The sequence below is a fragment of the Symbiobacterium thermophilum IAM 14863 genome (genome assembly GCF_000009905.1).
Classification (GTDB): Bacteria; Bacillota; Sulfobacillia; order Symbiobacteriales; family Symbiobacteriaceae; genus Symbiobacterium; species Symbiobacterium thermophilum.
The window spans coordinates 3,332,999-3,350,881 of the sequence record NC_006177.1 but is presented as its reverse complement, the minus strand read 5'-3'; the positions used below and the strand labels follow the sequence as shown (position 1 = coordinate 3,350,881).

The following is a 17,883-nucleotide window of genomic DNA, read 5'->3' as shown; positions in this document are numbered from 1 at the left end:
CAAGCATGGGCAACAAGTTCGAGCGGAACGCTGCGCTCATCGGTCTCGGCGCCTTCCTGCTCCTCACCTTCGCGGTGATCATCACCGTCGCGGTGCCGCTGATGCAGGAGGACCTGTACGCCGCCTCGCCGTCGTCGCCCCGGTACTCGGGCATGTTCCCCGACGGCAAGCCCATCAGCCCGCAGGTGGCGCGCGGGCGGGAGATCTACATCCGTGAGGGCTGCTTCTACTGCCATACCCAGCAGGTCCGCACGCTACCCAACGACGCCGCCTTCCAGGCCCCTGCCGTCACCCTGGATGACGGCAGGGTCGTCGGGGGCCGGCCGACCCGTCCCGAGGACTACGGCAACGACAACCCGGCCCTCCTGGGTTCGCAGCGAACCGGTCCCGACCTGAAGTACGTGGGCCACCGGCTGCCCTCGAAGGAGTGGCATATCGCCCACCTGATCGACCCGCGTTCGACTGAGCCCAACTCGATCATGCCGTCCTACGCCCACCTGCCGCCGGACGAGCTGGACGCCCTGGCCGAGTACCTGCTGGTCCTGCGCGACTGGGCGGTTCCGGTCCAGACCCTGGCCAAGTACCCCGGGCCGAACATCCTGGAGGCCACCGACGACATCCTGCCCGACGAGTACCGCGACCTGCAGAACCCGTACTCCATCGACGACGCCGCCGTGCTGGCCCGGGCTCAGGAGCTCATCGAGGCCAACGGCTGTCTGCAGTGCCACGGCGCCGACATGCGCGGCATGACCGCGGCGGACGGCTGGGGCAGCCCGCCCTATCCGACCAACTGGTTTGAGGCAGGCAAGGTCCACTCCGAACAGTTCATCTTCTGGGTGATCTCGGAAGGCACGCTGAAGGAGGACGGCTCCGGGTCCGGCATGCCGTCGTGGCGGCTGAACGGACTGTCCGACGAGGACCGCTGGGCCCTGACCACCTACATCAAGTGGTTGGGAACCCAGGAGTAGGCCCCGCGAAAGGGGGATCCCACCGTGGACATCGAATGGACCCGATTCAGCGACCTGAGCGTTTCCAGCGGCTTTCTGCTGATCGCCGTGCTGGTGCTGTGGGCCGCGGTGGCCGTGGTGATGTACTGGGCCTTCATGTCGGGCAGCACCAGCATGAACGAGGACGTGAAGTTCAAGTACGTCGAGGACGACAAGCCCATCACGCGGTGAGGGGGTTCGGAGCATGTCTGACGAGAACCGGCCGCAGACCGGGGCGGAACACGGTCACGAGTCGCCCCCGGTGCCCAAGTTCCTGCTGCTCGTCTACGCCGTGATCGCCATCTTCTTCGTCTACTACCTGGCCGCCAATCTGCGCTTCGGGCCCAACAGCCCGACGGGCTTCTAGCGCAGCGCCGCCACCCCCCCGCCGCGGGGCGGGGGGGTCTGGCGCACCTTCGGAGGGGGATGCAGAATGAAGAGCCGCCTCGGCAAGGTGCAGACGGTGATCCGCCGGTATCGCCGCGCGTCCCAGCTGACCGTTCTGGCCTTGCTGATCGTCTCACCCTTCGTGAACCTCTTCCGGTTTGATCTGCCGAGCATGTCGCTCTACCTGTTCGGCACGCGGCTGTGGGTCAAGCACACCTTCGTCTTCTTCATGCTGCTGGTAACGGTCATCTACGTGATCATCGCCGCCAGCCTGCTGTTCGGCCGGGTCTTCTGCGGGTGGGTCTGCCCCCAGAACCTGTTTAACGAACTGACCCGCAGCTGGGACCGGCGTTTCGGCCGCGCGGGCAGCACGCTGCTCTCGGTGGTCATCAGCCTGTTCGGCGCCTTCGTGGTGCGCAGCTACTTCAGCGACGGGAGGGCCCTGCTGGCCCAGTACCTGTCCGGCCAGGTGCCGCCGGGCCCGACCGTGTTCATCCTCGGCTTCACGCTCTTCTTCACCATGGCGATGGCCTGGTGGCGCACCTCCGTCTGCCGGGTCGCCTGCCCGTACGGCCACCTGCAGTCCATCATCTCCAACGCGGACACGATGCACCTGCAGGTGTTCAACCTGCCCGGCAACCGGGATATCTGCGCCACCTGCGGCCTCTGCGCGGAGATCTGCCACATGGGGGTGGACCCGCGCACCCCGGAGCAGAAGCACTGCGTCGTCTGCGGCGACTGCCTGGACGCTTGCGCCCTGGTCTCCGGAGCGCGCAAGGTGCCCCGGGTCCTCAACTTCACCATCGGTTCCGGCGACAGCGCGGTGGCGCTGCGGGACCGGGGGCGCCTGTGGCAGAATGTCCGGCAGCTTGCCCCGCGGCTGGTGCTGCCGCTGATCCTGACCGTGATCCTCGGGAGCCTGTCGGCGTACATGCTGGCCCACCGGCCCCGGGTCGACCTGGTTGTGGCGAAGAACCACCGCCAGGTGCTGGCCGCGGGAAGCCCGATCAGCAGCGGCAACGTCATGGCCGTCTCCATCATCAACCTCGGCAATGAGGGCGACCGCTTCCACCTGTACGTGGAAGGGCTGCCGGACAACTGGGCGGCCCTGGAGCGGTCGGAGATTGAATTGGAGCCCGGCGAGCGGGCCTCGGTGACGCTGCGGGTCCACCCCACCGAGCGGATCGTGGGTACCCATCGCTTCACCGTCCGCGTCGTCGGGGAGCGGAGCGGGGCGGAGGCCAGCTTCGACACCGTGCACGTGGTGTACTGATTCCGCAGGGGGATGAGGGCCTCTCGACGACCCTCACATCGAACTAGACAAAAAGGACTATCACTTTTCGTCTCCTGGCACCGGGGCGCCATTCCGGTGCGTGTTTTCTGACACGCAATAACGCCACTTATGATCCTTTTATGTTGCCTGCAAAGCCGAATTGCGGCTATAATGTATGCTGTTGCGCAGTGTGGCTGGCTGGATTCCGGGTTGCTGGGTTCCGACATTGGGGAGGTGCTGGTTCTGTGGGTCTGTGGGCGAGGTTCAAGAATACGACGCTCTACAAGTCCATCTACCGCAATGAATACCCGGACACCCCGCGCAATCAGGTCCTGGTCATCCTGAACAGCGTTGTGCTCCACCTGCACCCGGTCAAGGTGCCTCGGCGCGCCGTGCGGATGAGCTACACCTGGGGCCTCGGCGGGCTGTCATTGCTCATGTTCCTCATGCTGACGGTGACGGGCGTCTGGCTCATGTTCTACTACGTGCCGTCCGTACCCGGCGCCTACGAGTCGATGAAGGCCCTGGAGACGGACGTCATCTTCGGGCCGTTCGCCCGCAATCTTCACCGGTGGGCGGCCCACGGCATGGTGATCGCCGTGTGGCTGCACATGACGCGGGTCTTCTACACCGGTTCGTACAAGCCGCCCCGGGAGTTCAACTGGGTGATCGGCGTCGCACTCTTCCTGATCACGGTCCTTCTCTCCTTCACGGGCTACCTGTTGCCCTGGGACCAGCTGGCGTACTGGGCCATTCAGGTCGGTTCCAACATGGCCAAGGTGACTCCGGTCATCGGCACCTACGTCCAGCGGGCGCTGCTGGACGGCTATGACATCGGCCCGGCCACGCTGGTGCGCTGGTACACCCTGCACGTGATCCTGCTGCCGCTCGCCTGCATTGCGCTGATGGCCGTGCACTTCTGGCGCATCCGCAAGGACGGCGGCATCTCGACCCCGATTCCGTACGACGAGGACGAGGTCGAGGGCGCGGTCGAGGCCGGTCTGGCCGCCGACGATCTGTAGGGAGGGAGCTCGCATGGCTGAGGCGCACGAGAAGTATCAGCAGACGGGCCCCAAGGTGAAGCCCCGTCAGAAGGAGGAGCTGGTCTACACCTGGCCCTTCCTCGTTTCCATCGAGGCGATCATGGCCATCACCGCGATCCTTGCCTTTGCGCTGATGGCCACGTTCATCGACGCGCCGCTGCTGGACCTGGCCAATCCCGACAAGACCCCCAACCCGGCCAAGGCGCCGTGGTACTTCCTGGGGCTTCAGGAGCTGCTGCTGCACATGGACCCCGCGCTGGCGGGCGTGATCGTGCCCGGCGCCTGTCTGGTGCTGCTGGCCACGATCCCGTACATCGACCGCGACCGGCGCGGCACCGGCATCTGGTTCTCCACGAAGAAGGGGCTTCCCATCACCGTCTTCTCCGCCATCTACACCGCGGTGATCGAGATCGCCCTCGTACTGGTGGACGAGGTGGTGCGGGTGCCCGGCATGCCCGAGGGCTCCTACCGCATCTCTGCCACCGTCACCTACCTGCTGGAGCAGACCGGGCTGCCCACCTCCGCCGTCTCCTGGGTCGGATCGATCTTCATCCCGCTCGTGCTGATGATCGGCATCCCCTGGGTACTGGCCGTGATCGTCAGGCGCCGGTGGCAGGCCAACACCCGTGAGGTCATGATTGCGCTGTACACGTTCTTCTTCACCTCGTTCATCGTACTCTCCGGTATCGGCACCTTCTTCCGGGGCGAGTCGATGCACCTGGTGTGGCCGTGGGAGCTGCAGCCCCCGCACTAGGCCGGCATCGCCGCCGACTGACATACCTCTGGGAAAGGGTGAGACTCCATGGCCGCTGAAAATCAGGTCCACGCTGCTGCGGCGGCGGTTCCGCCCGCCCATGGTCCTGCGGCAGACGGCATGACCCGCCGCCAGCTGCTGCGCAGCACCATGTTCGCCACCATCGGGGCGATGTTCGGCCTCGCGGGCGCCGGCGCCGGCGGCATGCTGTGGCCGATCAAGCTGACGGGCTTTGGCGGCATCGTGCCCGCCCCGGTGAAGGCCCACGAGATGGAGATCGGCGACGTGGTGATGGTGCGGGAGGGCAAGTACTACCTTACCCGCAGCGAGGACGGGCTGATGGCCCTGTACTGGAAGTGCGTCCACCTGGGCTGCACCGTCCCCTGGAACGCCGCCCAGAAGAAGTTCATGTGCCCGTGCCACGCCTCGGTGTACGAGATCACCGGGCAGAACATCGCCGGACCGGCCCCGCGGCCGCTGGACATGATGGAGGTCATCGTGGAGCCGGACGGCACCGTGCTGGTCAACACCGGCAAGATCACCGAGCGGCCGCGGCACGAGCCCGAGCACGCCGTGAAGATCTAGGGGGAGGAGGGGCAGTCCGATGTTTGATCTGGCATACCTCCTGGGCTACGCGTCGCCGATTCCGACCCCTTGGTACCACGGGGTGAGGGTCTCCGAGGCGACTGAGCTGCTGATCGTCCTCACCCTGTTCCTCGGCGTGCTGGCCGCCGTCTACTTCATCCAGCGCTGGATCGGCGACTACTAGAACGGCGCCCGGAAAGGAGTTCACCGCCTGTGCGTAACGAGAGGAAGTACAAGATCATCACGCTGCTCTCGCTGGCTCTGGCGCTGCTGCTGCTGGGCCTCGGCGTGCGGGAGCCGTTCCGCATGGCCACCGCGGAGTACAGGCAGCACGAGGAGTACGTGCTGAAGGGCGCCCAGATCTACGCGGAGAACTGCGTGCAGTGCCACGGCCCGTACGGCGAGGGCGTCGTGGGCATGCCGCTCAACCGGGCTGAGTTCCGGGTGGACCCCGCCTCCCCGGCCGGCAAGGAGATCTACGCCTACCTCTTCGACACCATCGCGCGGGGGCGCGAAGGCAACGCGGCCCATTACCAGTGGGTCCGGGTGAAGACCCCCGAGGGCAAGGACGCCTGGATGTCCTACACCGAGATGCCCGCGTGGCTGAAGGAGCACGGCGGCCCGCTGGATGAGGAGGCCGTGAAGGCCCTGACGCTGTTCATCATGTACGATGACCCGTCGGGCTCGCAGTGGTACATGGTCGGCGACTCCTCCAAGGCGCCGATCCCCGCGGCTGACCTGACGCCTGACGAGACCGGCGTCATCCCGCTGCCTGACGCCGACGTGCCCGAGGAGGTCAACGTCACCGCCAAGGCCCTGTTGCGGGATCTGGCGAAGACCCAGTGCCTGACCTGCCACCGCATCGGATCCAAGGGCGCCTACATCGGTCCGGATCTGAGCCAGCTGGGCCTCTGGGGCATCGACAAGGAGTTCCTGGTGGAGTGGATCAAGCGGGCCAGCGGACCCAACGCCATGCCCCACGACGAGCGGATGCCCATCTACTGGAGCCAGAACCGGGCGATCACCAGCACCGAGATCGACCTGAGCGAGCGGGTCGTCTCCGAGGGGCCGTACTACATGCCCGCCTTCGAGGACCGGCTGACCGACGAGGAGATCTCGGTCATCGCCGACTACCTGCTGGGGCTGAAGTAGCGCAGGGAAGGCTCGACGGGGGATGGGGGTGAACCCGTGCGGGGGTACCTGATCACGCTGCTGCTCATCGCCTTCCTGGTCGGGAGCCTCTTCCGGGCGTCGGAGGTGACGGGCATGCGCATCTTCAACATGTTCGCCACCTTCGGGATCTTCCTGTTCGGCGTCGTCGGCTCCCTGGCCCTCACCCGGCTGCAGCAGCGCTCGGGGCAGAGGGGCGTCGAGGAGGCGCTGAAGGCCCTGGAGCCCGACTGGGTGATCACCGACTGGTCCGCCGCCCCCGGGGAGCGCCCGGACTACCTCCTGGTGGGGCCTGCGGGGCTCCTGGCCGTGTGCGTTGAGCACTCGCCGGGGCAGGCGCGGTCGGCCCGGGCCAGGCGGCGGCTGGCGGGGGCCGCGGACCGGGCGCGGCAGTGCGCCGACTGGGTGCGGTCCGAGCTCAGCGGCTGGCGTGAGGCCGCGGACCTGCCCGTGTTCCCGTTGGTGCTCCTCTCCCGCATGCGCGCTCCCGACGACCAAGAGGAGGACGGGGTGCCCGTCCTGAACCCCGAGTCGCTGGCCGGGTTCGTCGCCAACCTGGAGCCCGGCCCGGCCCTGAGCAGGCCGCTGCGCTACCGGATCACGCGCCGGCTGCGCGAGGGGCGCCTGCCCGAGACCGGCTAGTGGCCCCCAAAGGAGGGAGAACCGTGCCGCACTATATCGACGAGAAGTGCATCGGCTGCACCGCCTGCGTTTCCGTCTGCCCGACCGAGGCGATCAGCGGCGAGCGGAAGCAGCTGCACTACATCGACCCGAAGCTCTGCATCGACTGCGACGCCTGCGTGCGCAGCTGCCCGGTGCTGGCGATCGCGGACGAGTTCGGCGTCTACAAGCCTCGCATCCCCAAGCGCTCGGACTGGCCGAAGCCGGTCATCGACCCCGTGTCCTGCTCCGGTTGCGACTTCTGCGTGGACATCTGCCCGTTCGACTGCCTGGAGCTGGCTGGGGACGGCCCGTTCTTCGGGACGGCCGTGCTGGTGAGGCCCAACGCGTGCGTCGGGTGCAAGGAGTGCGAGGAGGTCTGCGCCAAGGGCGCGATCATCGTCCTGGCGCCGGACGAGCAGCACCCGATCGCCGTCGCAGAGGGAAGAATGTAGAATATGGACGTTTTGGGGGAGCCCTCGGTGTCGAGGGCTCCCGTTGCCATTGTCGACCGTGCGCAGGTAAGGTTCGACGTCGGGTCGAATCCCGTTTACAGGAGGGTGACCGATTTGTCGCATTTTGACGCCGTCCTGTTCGACCTCGATGGTACCTTGATCGACACGAACCGCCTGATCGTGACTTCGTTCCAACACGTGTTCCGGACCCGGCTCGGCCTGGAGATGGCGCCGGAGGAGATCTACCGGTTCTTTGGGGAGCCGCTGCGCACGACGATGACCCGGTTCGCCCCCGACCGGGCCGATGAGCTGACCGAGGCCTACCGCGAGTACAACCTCAGCGTCCACGACCGGCTGGTCCGCCGCTTCCCCGGCGTGAACGATGCCGTGGCCGCGCTGCGGCAGGCGGGCGTGCGCCTGGGCGTCGTGACCTCCAAGTACACGCCCCTGGCCCGGCGCGGCCTCTCCGTATGCGGGCTGGAGGCGCATTTTCCGGTGGTGGTGGGCGAGGACCAGACCGAGCGGCACAAGCCCGAGCCGGATCCCGCCCTGCTTGCCCTGGAGCTGCTGGGGGTCCAGCCGGGGCCCCGGGTGCTCATGGTGGGCGATTCGCCGCTGGATCTGCGGTGCGGCCGGGCGGCCGGCTGCCGGACGGCCGCCGTCGGCTGGGCCCTGGACCGGGCTGCGCTGGCGGCCGGCGAACCGGACTTCTGGCTGGAGCGGCCCTCGGACCTGGTCGCACTGGTGCTCTCCGGCGCGGTCTCCGCCTGACCGGGCCCTTACCCGAGGGCGAAAGTGGGGGACATGCGTATGGCTGGAAAGGCGGTGGCACAGTATCTAGGAGGGACGCCTAGCGCTTTCGGACAAGATTGATCCGGCGAGAAGGAGACACCTTCGGACAGGTCGAAGTTGCAAGTCTACCGGGCTCGGTTTCCGTGATCACGCGGTTTGCCTGGCGCCCAGCCATCGGGAAGCGCACCGCCCGCGGTGCGCCTGTCGCCCCTGCGTCGCCGCCTGCAAGTCCGAACCGTTTTGCCTGGGGGCCCCTCGGCTGAGCGCAGTTCCATCAACCGTTGAGGAGGAGATGGACTTGAGACGATTTGCTGTCGAGAAGGTGCGGAACGTTGCCCTCATTGCCCACGGCGGCGCCGGGAAGACCTCCCTGGCTGAGGCCATGCTGTTCACGGCCGGGGCAACGGATCGGCTTGGGCGCGTCGACGAGGGCAATACGGTGATGGACTACGATCCCGAGGAGATCCGGCGGAAGGTCTCCATCTCCATGGGCATTGCGCCGCTGGAGTGGAAGGGCCACAAGTTCAACCTGCTGGATACTCCCGGGTATTTTGATTTTGTCGGCGAGGTCAAGGCGGCGCTGCGGGTTGTGGAGACGGCTGTTCTGGTGGTGGACGCGGTGGCCGGCATCGAGGTCGGCGCGGAGCTGACCTACGAGCACGCCCGGAAGGCCGGGGTCTCCCGGATGATCGTGATCAACAAGATGGACCGGGAGAACGCCAACTTCCGCAAGACCCTGAGCGCGTTGGAGGAGGCCTGGGGGCGGGGCGTCGTGGCGCTGCACCTGCCCATCGGCGCCGAGGCCAGCTTCTCCGGCGTCGTCGACGTGGTCAGGCAGAAGGCCTACACGTTCTCCGGCAAGCAGGTGAAGGAAGAAGCGGTGCCCGCCGAGTTCGACGGGCAGGTCGCGGAGATCCGCGAGAAGCTGATGGAACTGGCGGCCGAGGCCGACGATGAGCTCACCATGAAGTTCCTCGAGGAGGGCGAGCTCACCCAGGAGGAGCTGGAGCGGGGCCTGCGGCTGGGCGTGGTGAAGGGCGACATCGTCCCGGTCTTCGTCGCGGCCGCGGCCAGGAACATCGGCGTCAGCGCCCTGATGGACGCCATCGTCGCCTACGGGCCGTCTCCGGCAGACCGGGGCGACCTGGTCGGCCAGACGCCTGACGGCGAGCCCGTCAGCCAGCCCATCGGCGAGAACCAGCCCTTCAGCGCGCTGGTGTTCAAGACCACCGCGGACCCGTTCGTCGGCCGCATGACGGTCATGCGGGTCTTCAACGGCAAGATCACCAGCGACCAGACGGTGTACAACGTGACGCGGGGCCGAAGCGAGCGCATCGGCAACATCTTCATCCCCAAGGGGAAGGGGCAGGAGCCGGTCACCGAGGCCGGCCCGGGCGACATCATCGCCGTCGCGAAGCTGGCCGTCACCCAGACCAACGACAGCCTGGGCGAAGAGGCGAATCCGCTGGTCCTGGAGCCCGTTGACTTCCCCGCCCCGGTCTACTCCGTTGCGGTGAGCCCGAAGTCCAAGGGCGACGAGGAGAAGATCGGCTCCGGTCTGCAGCGGCTGGCCGAGGAGGACGCGACCTTCACGGTGCGGCGTGACCCGGTCACCCACGAGACGATCCTCTCCGGCCTCGGCGAGACCCACGTGGACGTCATGATCGAGCGGCTGAAGCGGAAGTTCGGTGTGGAGGCCGTCCTGAGCGAGCCGAAGGTCGCGTACAAGGAGACCATCCGCGGCAGGGCGCAGGGCGAGTACAAGCACAAGAAGCAGACCGGCGGCCGCGGCCAGTACGGCCATTGCAAGATCGAGATCGAGCCGCTGCCCGAAGGCGAGTACGAGTTCGTCGACAAGATCTTCGCCGGCGCGATCCCGCTCAACTTCCGTCCGGCCGTCGACAAGGGCGTGCAGGAGACCATGGCCGAGGGCGTCCTGGCCGGCTACCCGGTGACGGGCGTCCGCTGCACCCTGCTGGACGGCTCCTACCATGAGGTCGACTCCTCCGAAATGGCCTTCAAGATCGCCGCCCGCAACGCGTTCCGGCAGGCGTTCATGAACGCGAAGCCGATCCTGCTGGAGCCGATCATGCGGCTGGAGGTTGTCGTGCCCGAGTCCTACATGGGCGACATCATGGGCGACCTGAACAAGAAGCGCGGCCGCATCGCAGGCATGGAGCCCACCGGCGACGGCAAGCAGATCATCAAGGCGATGGTCCCGCTCGCCGAGATGCACCGGTACGCCATCGACCTCCGGTCGATGACCCAGGGCCGCGGCCAGTTCACCATGGAGTTCGACCACTACGAGGAGGCCCCGGCCCAGGTGGCCAAGGCGGTCATCGATGCCGCCCAGGCCAGCCGCAAGGAGGAGTCCGAGTAGACGGGCTCGGGCCCGTTACGGCAGCGCCTCCAGCTGGACCAGCCGTAGCACCTCCCCGGTCTGCGCGTCGAGGACCAGCCGGATCCGCTGCCCGGCCGGCAGCTCGGCTTCCAGCAGCCACGCCGGCCTCACCTCGGTCCCGCCGGACCGCTCAACGGGATACGCATCGACGAAGCGCGCCTGCCACGCCGGCAGGCCGCTTTGTTCTCTCGCCAGGGCGATCGCCGCGTCACGGTCGAGGAGCTGCGGTGCGCCCACGGGAAGGTGGGCGCGCCACCCCTCCTGGAGCCACCCGGCCATCCACGGGTTGCGCACGCGCACCGCCCGGCCGTCGCTCAGCCGCAGGACCACATCGCTCGGCGACGGGGGGCAGACGTACCCTCGCTCCCCGGGGTCCGCGGCATCGGGGCACTCCCCGGCGGGCTCGACCGCCAGGTGCCCGCCCCGCCGCAGAGCCACGTGCAGCACGCCGCCTGCGGCGGACGGTTCCGCCGTGCCGGCCGTCAGGCGCGATCCGACCAGCCGGTCCAGGACCAGGGCGATCACCGGGCGGTGATCGGGGTGCGTGGCGTACAGCGGCTGCGGCGCGCCCCCGGGGCCGGCCGGGGGCGAGAGAACCAGCCGGAAGCCGGCGACGGCGGGGAGGGGAGGGATCCAGTCCCCGGGGATCGGCAGGCCCTCCCCCTGGGCAGCTGACATCGTCCGGACCGCTTCCGGGGGAGCGGCTTCCTTCCCCGCCGGCACCGTCCGGGCGGTGGGCGCTGCGTCCGTCGCAGGGGATGCCCGGCAAACGGCCGTGCACGGGACGGTGAGGAACGCCGCGAGCGCGACGGCAAGGGCGGAGGCGGGCCAGTGCCGCCTCGGCCCCCGCCCGCGGCTAGTGGGATTGCCGGCCACCCTGGTCGGGTCTCCCGGCGGGGTGCGGCCGGTCAGGCGCAGCAGCGGCGTCCCGCATGTCCCCCTTGCGGGCCATGCCCTGCTTGGCCTGGTCCTCCTTTTCGATCCAGACGAGCCCTTCCAGCGGGACGTCCCGGGCCGGTTCGCCCCGCTCGGCCGCCTCGTTCAGGTGGTGGCCGGTCGCGTGGGCGCCGGTCACCGACGTGCTGACGCTCCCGGGTTCACGGCTGCGCCCCAACGTGCATCCCCTCCTCGCCGGGTAGGATGCCCGGCTGCGTTGGCTTCCATGACGCGCCGGTGTCGGGGGCAGGCTAACGTTGCGCTGGTGCCGAATCTGTCTGTGGAGGGAGATGTGTCCATGGCGGTTGTGCAGTTGGCCCGGGGCCGCCACCGGCGGGTCCAGGCGGGTCATCCGTGGATTTTTCAGGGCGAGGTGGAGGAGATCCGGGGCGAGTTCGCTCCCGGGGACGTGGTGACCGTGGTGGACTTCCGGGGCCGGCTGCTGGGCAAGGGGTACATCAACCCCGCGTCGCAGATCCTCGTCCGCATGCTGACGGCCCACGATGAGCCCGTCGACCGGGAGTTCTTCCGGCGCCGCCTCGAACGGGCCTGGGCGTACCGGCAGAAGCTGCTTCCGGACACGGGGGCCTGCCGGGTGGTCTTCGGCGAGGCGGACTTCCTGCCCGGATTGATCGTGGACAAGTTCGGCGACATCCTGGTGGTGCAGACCCTCGCGCTCGGCATCGACAAATGGCTGCCGGATATTGTCGATATCCTTGTCGACCTGCTGCGGCCGCGGGGCATCTACGAGCGGAACGACGTGCCGGTGCGCCGTCTGGAGGGGTTGGAGGAGCGTAAGGGCTTCCTGCGGGGCGAGTTCGACCCGCGGATCACGATTGTCGAAAACGGGCTGGAGATCGCGGTGGACGTGGCCGAGGGCCAGAAGACCGGGTACTACCTGGACCAGCGGGAGAACCGCCACGCCGTGCGCCGCTACGCGGCGGGCGGGCGCGTGCTGGACTGCTTCTGCAACGTGGGCGGCTTTGCGCTCAACGCGGCCGCAGCCGGCGCCAGGGAGGTCGTCGCGGTGGACGCCTCCGCGGAGGCGATCGCCGCCGCGGAGGAGAACGCCGCGCGCAACGGCCTGCGCGACCGGATCCGGTTCCAGGTGGGCAACGCCTTCGACATTCTGCGACAGATGGAGGCGCAGAGGGAACGGTTCGACGTCATCGTGCTGGATCCGCCCGCCTTCGCCAAGAACAAGGCAGCACTGGAAGGCGCGGCGCGGGGATACAAGGAGATCAACCTGCGCGCCCTCCGTATGCTGACCGAGGGCGGGTTCCTCGTCACCTGCTCCTGCTCGTACCACATGACGCCGGACCTGTTCAAGGCCGTGGTGGCGGAGGCGGCCCAGGACGCCCGCCGGCGCCTCAGGCTGGTCGAGGAGCGGGCACAGGCCGTCGACCACCCGATCGTGGTCGGGTACGACGAGAGCCACTACCTGAAGTGTCTCATCTACGAAGTCATTTAACGGGCGTCCCGGCCGTTTCTCCAGGGAGGTTCCGAACGTCAAATAAGGTCAGAGGGAGTCTCCGGCGGCCCCTGGCGGGGAAAAATGCGGTAGAGGCGCATATTTCGTTACGAGTTGCACTTGCCCGGCAGCCCGTCGGGGGGTATTATTGGAAGGCAGGAAGGTCAAACAAGGTCAGGGGGTGAGCGCCTGATGGCCAACCTGGCGGACAAGATCGAACGCTACCTGAAGGAGCACCTGAGCAGGACGGAGATCCTGGAGGTGCGGCGCGCCATGCTGGCCGCCCTGTTTGACTGCGCGCCCTCGCAGATCAACTACGTGCTGACCACCCGCTTCACCCCCGAGCGCGGCTACCTGGTGGAAAGCCGGCGCGGGGGCGGGGGGTATATCCGCATCATCCGACTCAACATCAAAAACCCCGAGGACCTGCAGGACCTGATCGAGCGGCAGATCGGCGACGCGATCAGCCAGAACGAGGCGTTTCACATCGTCGGGCGGCTGCGGGACGAGGGGCTCATCGACGAGCGCGAAGCGGCCATCATGGAGGCGGCCGTGCGGCGCGAGGTCCTGGGGCTGGAGCTGCCGTACCGGGATGAGGTGCGGGCCAGCGTGCTGAAGGCGATGCTCACCGCTATTCTGCGCTTCTGAGGAGGTCTTGGCCCATGCGGTGCGAGCGATGCGGCCAGCGTGAGGCGACGGTGCACCAGACGGTGATCACCAACGGCCAGAAGCAGGAGTCGCACCTGTGTGTGGAGTGCGCCCGCGAGGTGGGCGCCATCCCGAGCTTTTCGTTCCCGAACCTGTCCATGCAGCAGCTGCTCAGCTCGTTCCTGGGGCAGACGCTGCCCGGGGCGGGCGCCGGCCAGCCCCAGCTCAAGGCGGAGCCGACGTGCCGGCACTGCGGCATGACCTACAGCCAGTTCGCCCAGAGCGGACTCCTGGGATGCCCCCGCTGTTACCAGGAGATGGAGCAGCAGCTGATGCCGCTGATCAAGCGGATCCAGGGCACCGCCACGCACAGCGGGAAGGTGCCCAAGCGCACCGGCGGCCTCGCCCGCAAGAGGCGTGACCTGAAGATCCTCCGGGCGCAGCTGGCCTCCGCCGTGCAGGGCGAGCGCTACGAGGAGGCCGCCCGGATCCGGGACCAGATCCGGGCGCTGGAGGCGGAGATCGCCGCAGGGGGTGACAACGGTGGGTTGGAATGAGCTGGTGTCCCGCGCGGAGAGCCGCTGGATGGAGGGAACCGGACCGCACGCCGACATCGTGCTCTCTTCCCGGATCCGGCTGGCCCGCAACCTGGATGACCTGCCCTTCCCGCAGCGGATGTCCGAACCCGACACCGAGCGGCTTCTGCAGGCCGCGGAGGCGGGGGTCCGCGAGATCAACCTGGTCGGCTTCCCGTCCCGGGTGGAACTGTATCGGCTGGCCGACACCACGCCGCTGGACCGGCAGATCCTGGTCGAGAAGCACCTGATCAGCCCGCAGCAGTCCAAGGAGGTCATGGCCAAGGCCGTGGCCATTTCCGAGGACGAGGCCATCTCCATCATGGTCAACGAGGAGGACCACCTGCGCATCCAGGTGCTGGCCTCCGGGCTGCAGCTGCAGGAGGCCTGGCGGGTGGCGTCCCAGGTGGACGACGCCCTGGAGCAGCGGCTCCAGTTCGCGTTTGACGAGCAGCTGGGCTATCTCACGGCCTGCCCGACCAACGTAGGCACGGGGCTCCGGGCCTCGGTGATGATGCACCTGCCGGCCCTGGTGCTGACGCAGCAGGCCGGTCGGCTCTTCCACAACCTCTCGCAGTTGGGCCTCGTGGTACGGGGACTTTACGGCGAGGGCACGGAGGCGGCCGGGCAGATCTTCCAGATCTCCAACCAGACCTCCCTCGGGAAGGCCGAGGAGGAGATCATCGCGAACCTGGAGGCCATCGCCCGGACCGTGATCGACACGGAGGAGCAGGCCCGCCGCCATCTCTACGGGGAGATGCGGCTGCAGATCGAGGACCGGGTCTCCCGGGCGTACGGCATCCTCACCACCGCCCGGATGATCAGCTCGGAGGAGGCGATGCGCCTGCTCTCGGACGTACGCCTGGGCGTTGCCCTGGGGGTCGTGCCGAAGATCGACTACCGCATCCTCAACGAGTTGCTCGTGGCGATGCAGCCCGCGTGCCTGCAGCGGCAGGCGGGGCGGGAGCTGAACCCGCTGGAGCGGGACGTGCGGCGGGCGGCGCTGATCCGGGCGCGCCTTTCCGCCTGACCGGCCGGCCGTATCGCACCGCAGGGCGCAGCGGTCCCAATCGGTAAGTGTGCGGCGAGGGCGATGCCTCGCCACGTGGTTCCGGAATAAACAGATGGATAGGGGGTAAGTCGCGCATGTTCAGCCGCTACACGGAACGGGCTCAGCGGGTCATCGTGCTGGCCCAGGATGAGGCTCGGCGTTTGAATTACGACTACGTCGGCACAGAGCATCTGCTCCTGGGACTGATTCGCGAGGGCGAGGGCATCGCCGCCAAGGCGCTCCAGTCGCTGGGCATCCAGCTGGAGCAGGTGCGGGCCGAGGTCGAGAAGATGATCGGCAAGGGCTCCGCCTCGTCCCGGGGTGAGATCGGCTTCACGCCCAGGGCCAAGAAGGTGATGGTGGAGCTGGCCATCGAAGAGGCGCGGCTCCTGGGGCATAACTACGTGGGCACGGAGCACATCCTGCTCGGCCTCATCCGGGAGGGCGAGGGCGTGGCTGCCCAGGTGCTGCAGAACCTGGGGGCGGACCTGGAGCGGGTGCGCAACCAGGTGATCCACCTGCTCGGCGGGGTGCCCCATCCGCCCGCCGGCTCCTCCATGCCGGGATCGGCCAAGGTCAAGGGGCCCAAGACCAGCACCTCCACGCTGGACCAGTTCGGCCGCGACCTGAATCAGATGGCCCGCGACGGCAAGCTGGATCCGGTCATCGGCCGGGAGAAGGAGATCGAGCGGGTCATCCAGATTCTCACCCGACGCACCAAGAACAACCCGGTGCTGATCGGCGAGCCCGGCGTGGGCAAGACCGCCATCGCCGAGGGCCTGGCCCAGCGCATCGTCGACGGCCGGGTGCCGGAGATCCTGAAGGACAAGCGGGTCGTCGCCCTGGACCTGGCCTCGCTGGTCGCGGGCTCCAAATACCGGGGCGAGTTTGAGGAGCGGCTCAAGAAGGTGCTGGAGGAGATCCGCAACGCCGGCAACGTCATCCTCTTCATCGACGAACTGCACACCATCATCGGCGCCGGCGCAGCGGAGGGCGCGATCGACGCGTCCAACATCCTGAAGCCGGCCCTGGCCCGCGGCGAGTTGCAGGCCATCGGCGCGACCACCATCGACGAGTACCGCAAGTACGTGGAGAAGGACGCGGCCCTGGAGCGCCGCTTCCAGCCGGTGATGGTCGAGGAGCCGAGCCCCGAGGACGCCATCCAGATCCTGAAGGGGCTGCGCGACCGGTACGAGGCCCACCACCGGGTCGAGATCACCGACGCCGCGATCGAGGCCGCAGTGCGGCTCTCCGACCGCTACGTCACCGACCGGTTCCTGCCCGACAAGGCCGTCGACCTGATCGACGAGGCCGCCTCCCGCGTCCGGCTCTCCACCTTCGTGGCACCGCCCAACCTGAAGGAGCTGGAGGATAAGCTGGAGGAGGTGCGCAAGGAGAAGGAGGCCGCCGTCCAGGGGCAGGAGTTCGAGAAGGCCGCGCGCCTCCGGGACAAGGAGACCAAGCTGAAGGAGGAGCTGGAGCGGCAGAAGAACGAGTGGCAGCAGAAGAAGGTCACGGCGAAGTGCGTCGTGAACGAGGAGGACATCGCCACCATCGTCTCTCAGTGGACGGGCATCCCCGCGACAAAGCTGACGATGGACGAGTCCCAGCGGCTGCTCAACCTGGAGAAGGTGCTGCACGAGAAGGTGGTCGGCCAGGACGAGGCGGTGGCGGCGGTGGCCCGGGCCATCCGGCGGGCCCGCGCCGGCCTGAAGGATCCGAAGCGGCCCATCGGCTCCTTCATCTTCCTGGGCCCGACGGGCACGGGCAAGACCCACCTGGCCAAGGCCCTGGCGGAGGCGCTCTTCGGCGACGAGGACGCGATGGTCCGCATCGACATGTCCGAGTATATGGAGCGGCACACCACCTCCCGGCTGGTGGGCGCGCCGCCCGGGTACGTGGGGTACGAGGAGGGCGGTCAGCTGACCGAGGCCGTCCGGCGCCGGCCGTACTGCGTCGTGCTGCTGGATGAGATCGAGAAGGCGCATCCCGAGGTCTTCAACATCCTGCTGCAGGTGCTGGAGGACGGCCGGCTGACCGAGGCCAAGGGCCGCACCGTGGACTTCCGCAACACCGTGATCATCATGACCTCCAACGCGGGCGCCCAGGCCATCCAGGGCGACAAGAAGCTGGGCTTCACCGTCCAGGAGGACGAGAAGGAGCGGTACGAGCGGATGAAGTCCCGGGTCATGGACGAGGTCAAGCGGCTCTTCCGGCCCGAGTTCCTCAACCGGCTCGACGAGATCATCATCTTCCACAGCCTGACCAAGGATCACCTGAAGGAGATCGTGCGGCTGGAGGTCAAGAAGGTGGCTGACCGGCTGAAGGAGCAGGGCGTGGAGCTGACCCTTTCCGACTCCGCCCTGGAGAAGCTGGTCGCGGAAGGTTACGACGAGAAGTTCGGCGCCCGCCCGCTGCGCCGGGCCATCCAGCGGCTGGTGGAGGACCCGCTCTCCGAGGAGATGCTCCGGCAGCCGTTCAAGTACGGCGAGCAGGTGTACGTGGACACCGACGCGGAAGGCAAGATCGTCTTCAAGCGCACCGAGCCCTCCGCCGAGTCGGTGGGCGTCGGCAGCGGCGAGACCACGCAGGCTTAGCGGCCCCGCTGGCCCGGCCCGTTCAGCAGGCGCCGGTCACCCCGTGCTGGGGGACCGGCGCCTGCCTTGCTTTTTCTGTTGGAGGATTCAGGTATCGGA

20 protein-coding genes are annotated in these 17,883 nt (G+C 67.9%); 18 read left to right on the top strand and 2 right to left on the bottom strand.

Annotated elements, in window-relative coordinates:
- The first annotated feature begins 5 nt into the window (after positions 1-5).
- The 13 genes from STH_RS17595 (at position 6) to fusA (ending at position 10,485) form a co-directional block, all read left to right on the top strand.
- Complete coding sequence (locus STH_RS17595; RefSeq protein ID WP_011197265.1) at positions 6-968, top strand: cbb3-type cytochrome c oxidase subunit II; 963 nt, start codon at positions 6-8, stop codon at positions 966-968.
- Between the two features lie 24 nt (positions 969-992).
- Complete coding sequence (locus tag STH_RS15655; RefSeq protein ID WP_011197264.1) at positions 993-1,178, top strand: hypothetical protein; 186 nt, start codon at positions 993-995, stop codon at positions 1,176-1,178.
- A 13-nt stretch (positions 1,179-1,191) separates the two neighbouring features.
- Positions 1,192-1,353 (top strand): hypothetical protein, encoded by a 162-nt coding sequence (locus tag STH_RS18995; protein WP_011197263.1) that lies wholly within the window; start codon positions 1,192-1,194, stop codon positions 1,351-1,353.
- Between the two features lie 66 nt (positions 1,354-1,419).
- Positions 1,420-2,646, top strand: coding sequence for a 4Fe-4S binding protein (locus STH_RS15650; RefSeq protein ID WP_011197262.1), 1,227 nt, complete (start codon positions 1,420-1,422; stop codon positions 2,644-2,646).
- 245 nt (positions 2,647-2,891) lie between these two features.
- Positions 2,892-3,668 (top strand): selenite/tellurite reduction operon b-type cytochrome ExtP, encoded by a 777-nt coding sequence (gene extP / locus STH_RS15645; protein ID WP_011197261.1) that lies wholly within the window; start codon positions 2,892-2,894, stop codon positions 3,666-3,668.
- Between the two features lie 13 nt (positions 3,669-3,681).
- The gene (locus STH_RS15640) at positions 3,682-4,443 is read left to right on the top strand and encodes a menaquinol-cytochrome c reductase (protein WP_011197260.1); all 762 of its coding nucleotides are present in this window, start codon (positions 3,682-3,684) and stop codon (positions 4,441-4,443) included.
- Positions 4,444-4,491: 48 nt separating this feature from the next.
- Positions 4,492-5,028 carry a ubiquinol-cytochrome c reductase iron-sulfur subunit gene (locus tag STH_RS15635; RefSeq protein WP_011197259.1) on the top strand — a complete coding sequence of 179 codons (537 nt, stop codon included), beginning with the start codon at positions 4,492-4,494 and terminating at the stop codon, positions 5,026-5,028.
- A gap of 19 nt (positions 5,029-5,047) precedes the next feature.
- Positions 5,048-5,212, top strand: a complete 165-nt coding sequence (locus STH_RS18990) for a hypothetical protein (RefSeq protein WP_011197258.1) — start codon at positions 5,048-5,050, stop codon at positions 5,210-5,212.
- 29 nt (positions 5,213-5,241) lie between these two features.
- Positions 5,242-6,180 (top strand): c-type cytochrome, encoded by a 939-nt coding sequence (locus tag STH_RS15630; protein ID WP_011197257.1) that lies wholly within the window; start codon positions 5,242-5,244, stop codon positions 6,178-6,180.
- Between the two features lie 36 nt (positions 6,181-6,216).
- Positions 6,217-6,840: a hypothetical protein gene (locus STH_RS15625; protein ID WP_011197256.1), complete on the top strand. Its 624-nt coding sequence runs from the start codon at positions 6,217-6,219 to the stop codon at positions 6,838-6,840.
- Positions 6,841-6,863: 23 nt separating this feature from the next.
- Positions 6,864-7,313, top strand: a complete 450-nt coding sequence (locus tag STH_RS15620) for a 4Fe-4S binding protein (RefSeq protein ID WP_011197255.1) — start codon at positions 6,864-6,866, stop codon at positions 7,311-7,313.
- 114 nt (positions 7,314-7,427) lie between these two features.
- A complete protein-coding gene (gene ppaX / locus STH_RS15615) occupies positions 7,428-8,084 on the top strand; it encodes a pyrophosphatase PpaX (protein WP_011197254.1) in 657 nt (218 codons plus the stop codon).
- A 313-nt stretch (positions 8,085-8,397) separates the two neighbouring features.
- A complete protein-coding gene (gene fusA, locus STH_RS15610) occupies positions 8,398-10,485 on the top strand; it encodes an elongation factor G (RefSeq protein ID WP_011197253.1) in 2,088 nt (695 codons plus the stop codon).
- A 15-nt stretch (positions 10,486-10,500) separates the two neighbouring features.
- Here fusA and STH_RS15605 read toward each other — a convergent pair whose 3' ends face one another.
- Together STH_RS15605 and STH_RS15600 are read right to left on the bottom strand one after the other, a co-directional pair.
- Entirely contained in the window at positions 10,501-11,184 is a 684-nt protein-coding gene (locus STH_RS15605) for a hypothetical protein (RefSeq protein WP_043714345.1), read from the bottom strand.
- Positions 11,185-11,362: 178 nt separating this feature from the next.
- The gene (locus tag STH_RS15600) at positions 11,363-11,620 is read right to left on the bottom strand and encodes a hypothetical protein (RefSeq protein WP_043714343.1); all 258 of its coding nucleotides are present in this window, start codon (positions 11,618-11,620) and stop codon (positions 11,363-11,365) included.
- 120 nt (positions 11,621-11,740) lie between these two features.
- Between STH_RS15600 and STH_RS15595 the strand changes: the two genes are divergently transcribed.
- The 5 genes from STH_RS15595 (at position 11,741) to STH_RS15575 (ending at position 17,784) form a co-directional block, all read left to right on the top strand.
- On the top strand, positions 11,741-12,913 hold the full coding sequence (locus tag STH_RS15595; protein ID WP_011197250.1) for a class I SAM-dependent rRNA methyltransferase: 1,173 nt from the start codon (positions 11,741-11,743) through the stop codon (positions 12,911-12,913).
- Between the two features lie 192 nt (positions 12,914-13,105).
- On the top strand, positions 13,106-13,561 hold the full coding sequence (locus tag STH_RS15590) for a CtsR family transcriptional regulator (protein ID WP_011197249.1): 456 nt from the start codon (positions 13,106-13,108) through the stop codon (positions 13,559-13,561).
- 14 nt (positions 13,562-13,575) lie between these two features.
- Positions 13,576-14,118: a UvrB/UvrC motif-containing protein gene (locus tag STH_RS15585; protein ID WP_011197248.1), complete on the top strand. Its 543-nt coding sequence runs from the start codon at positions 13,576-13,578 to the stop codon at positions 14,116-14,118.
- Positions 14,105-15,166, top strand: a complete 1,062-nt coding sequence (locus tag STH_RS15580; RefSeq protein ID WP_011197247.1) for a protein arginine kinase — start codon at positions 14,105-14,107, stop codon at positions 15,164-15,166. Before STH_RS15585 ends, STH_RS15580 begins: the two co-directional genes overlap by 14 nt.
- A gap of 116 nt (positions 15,167-15,282) precedes the next feature.
- The gene (locus tag STH_RS15575; RefSeq protein ID WP_011197246.1) at positions 15,283-17,784 is read left to right on the top strand and encodes an ATP-dependent Clp protease ATP-binding subunit; all 2,502 of its coding nucleotides are present in this window, start codon (positions 15,283-15,285) and stop codon (positions 17,782-17,784) included.
- Positions 17,785-17,883: the final 99 nt, after the last annotated feature.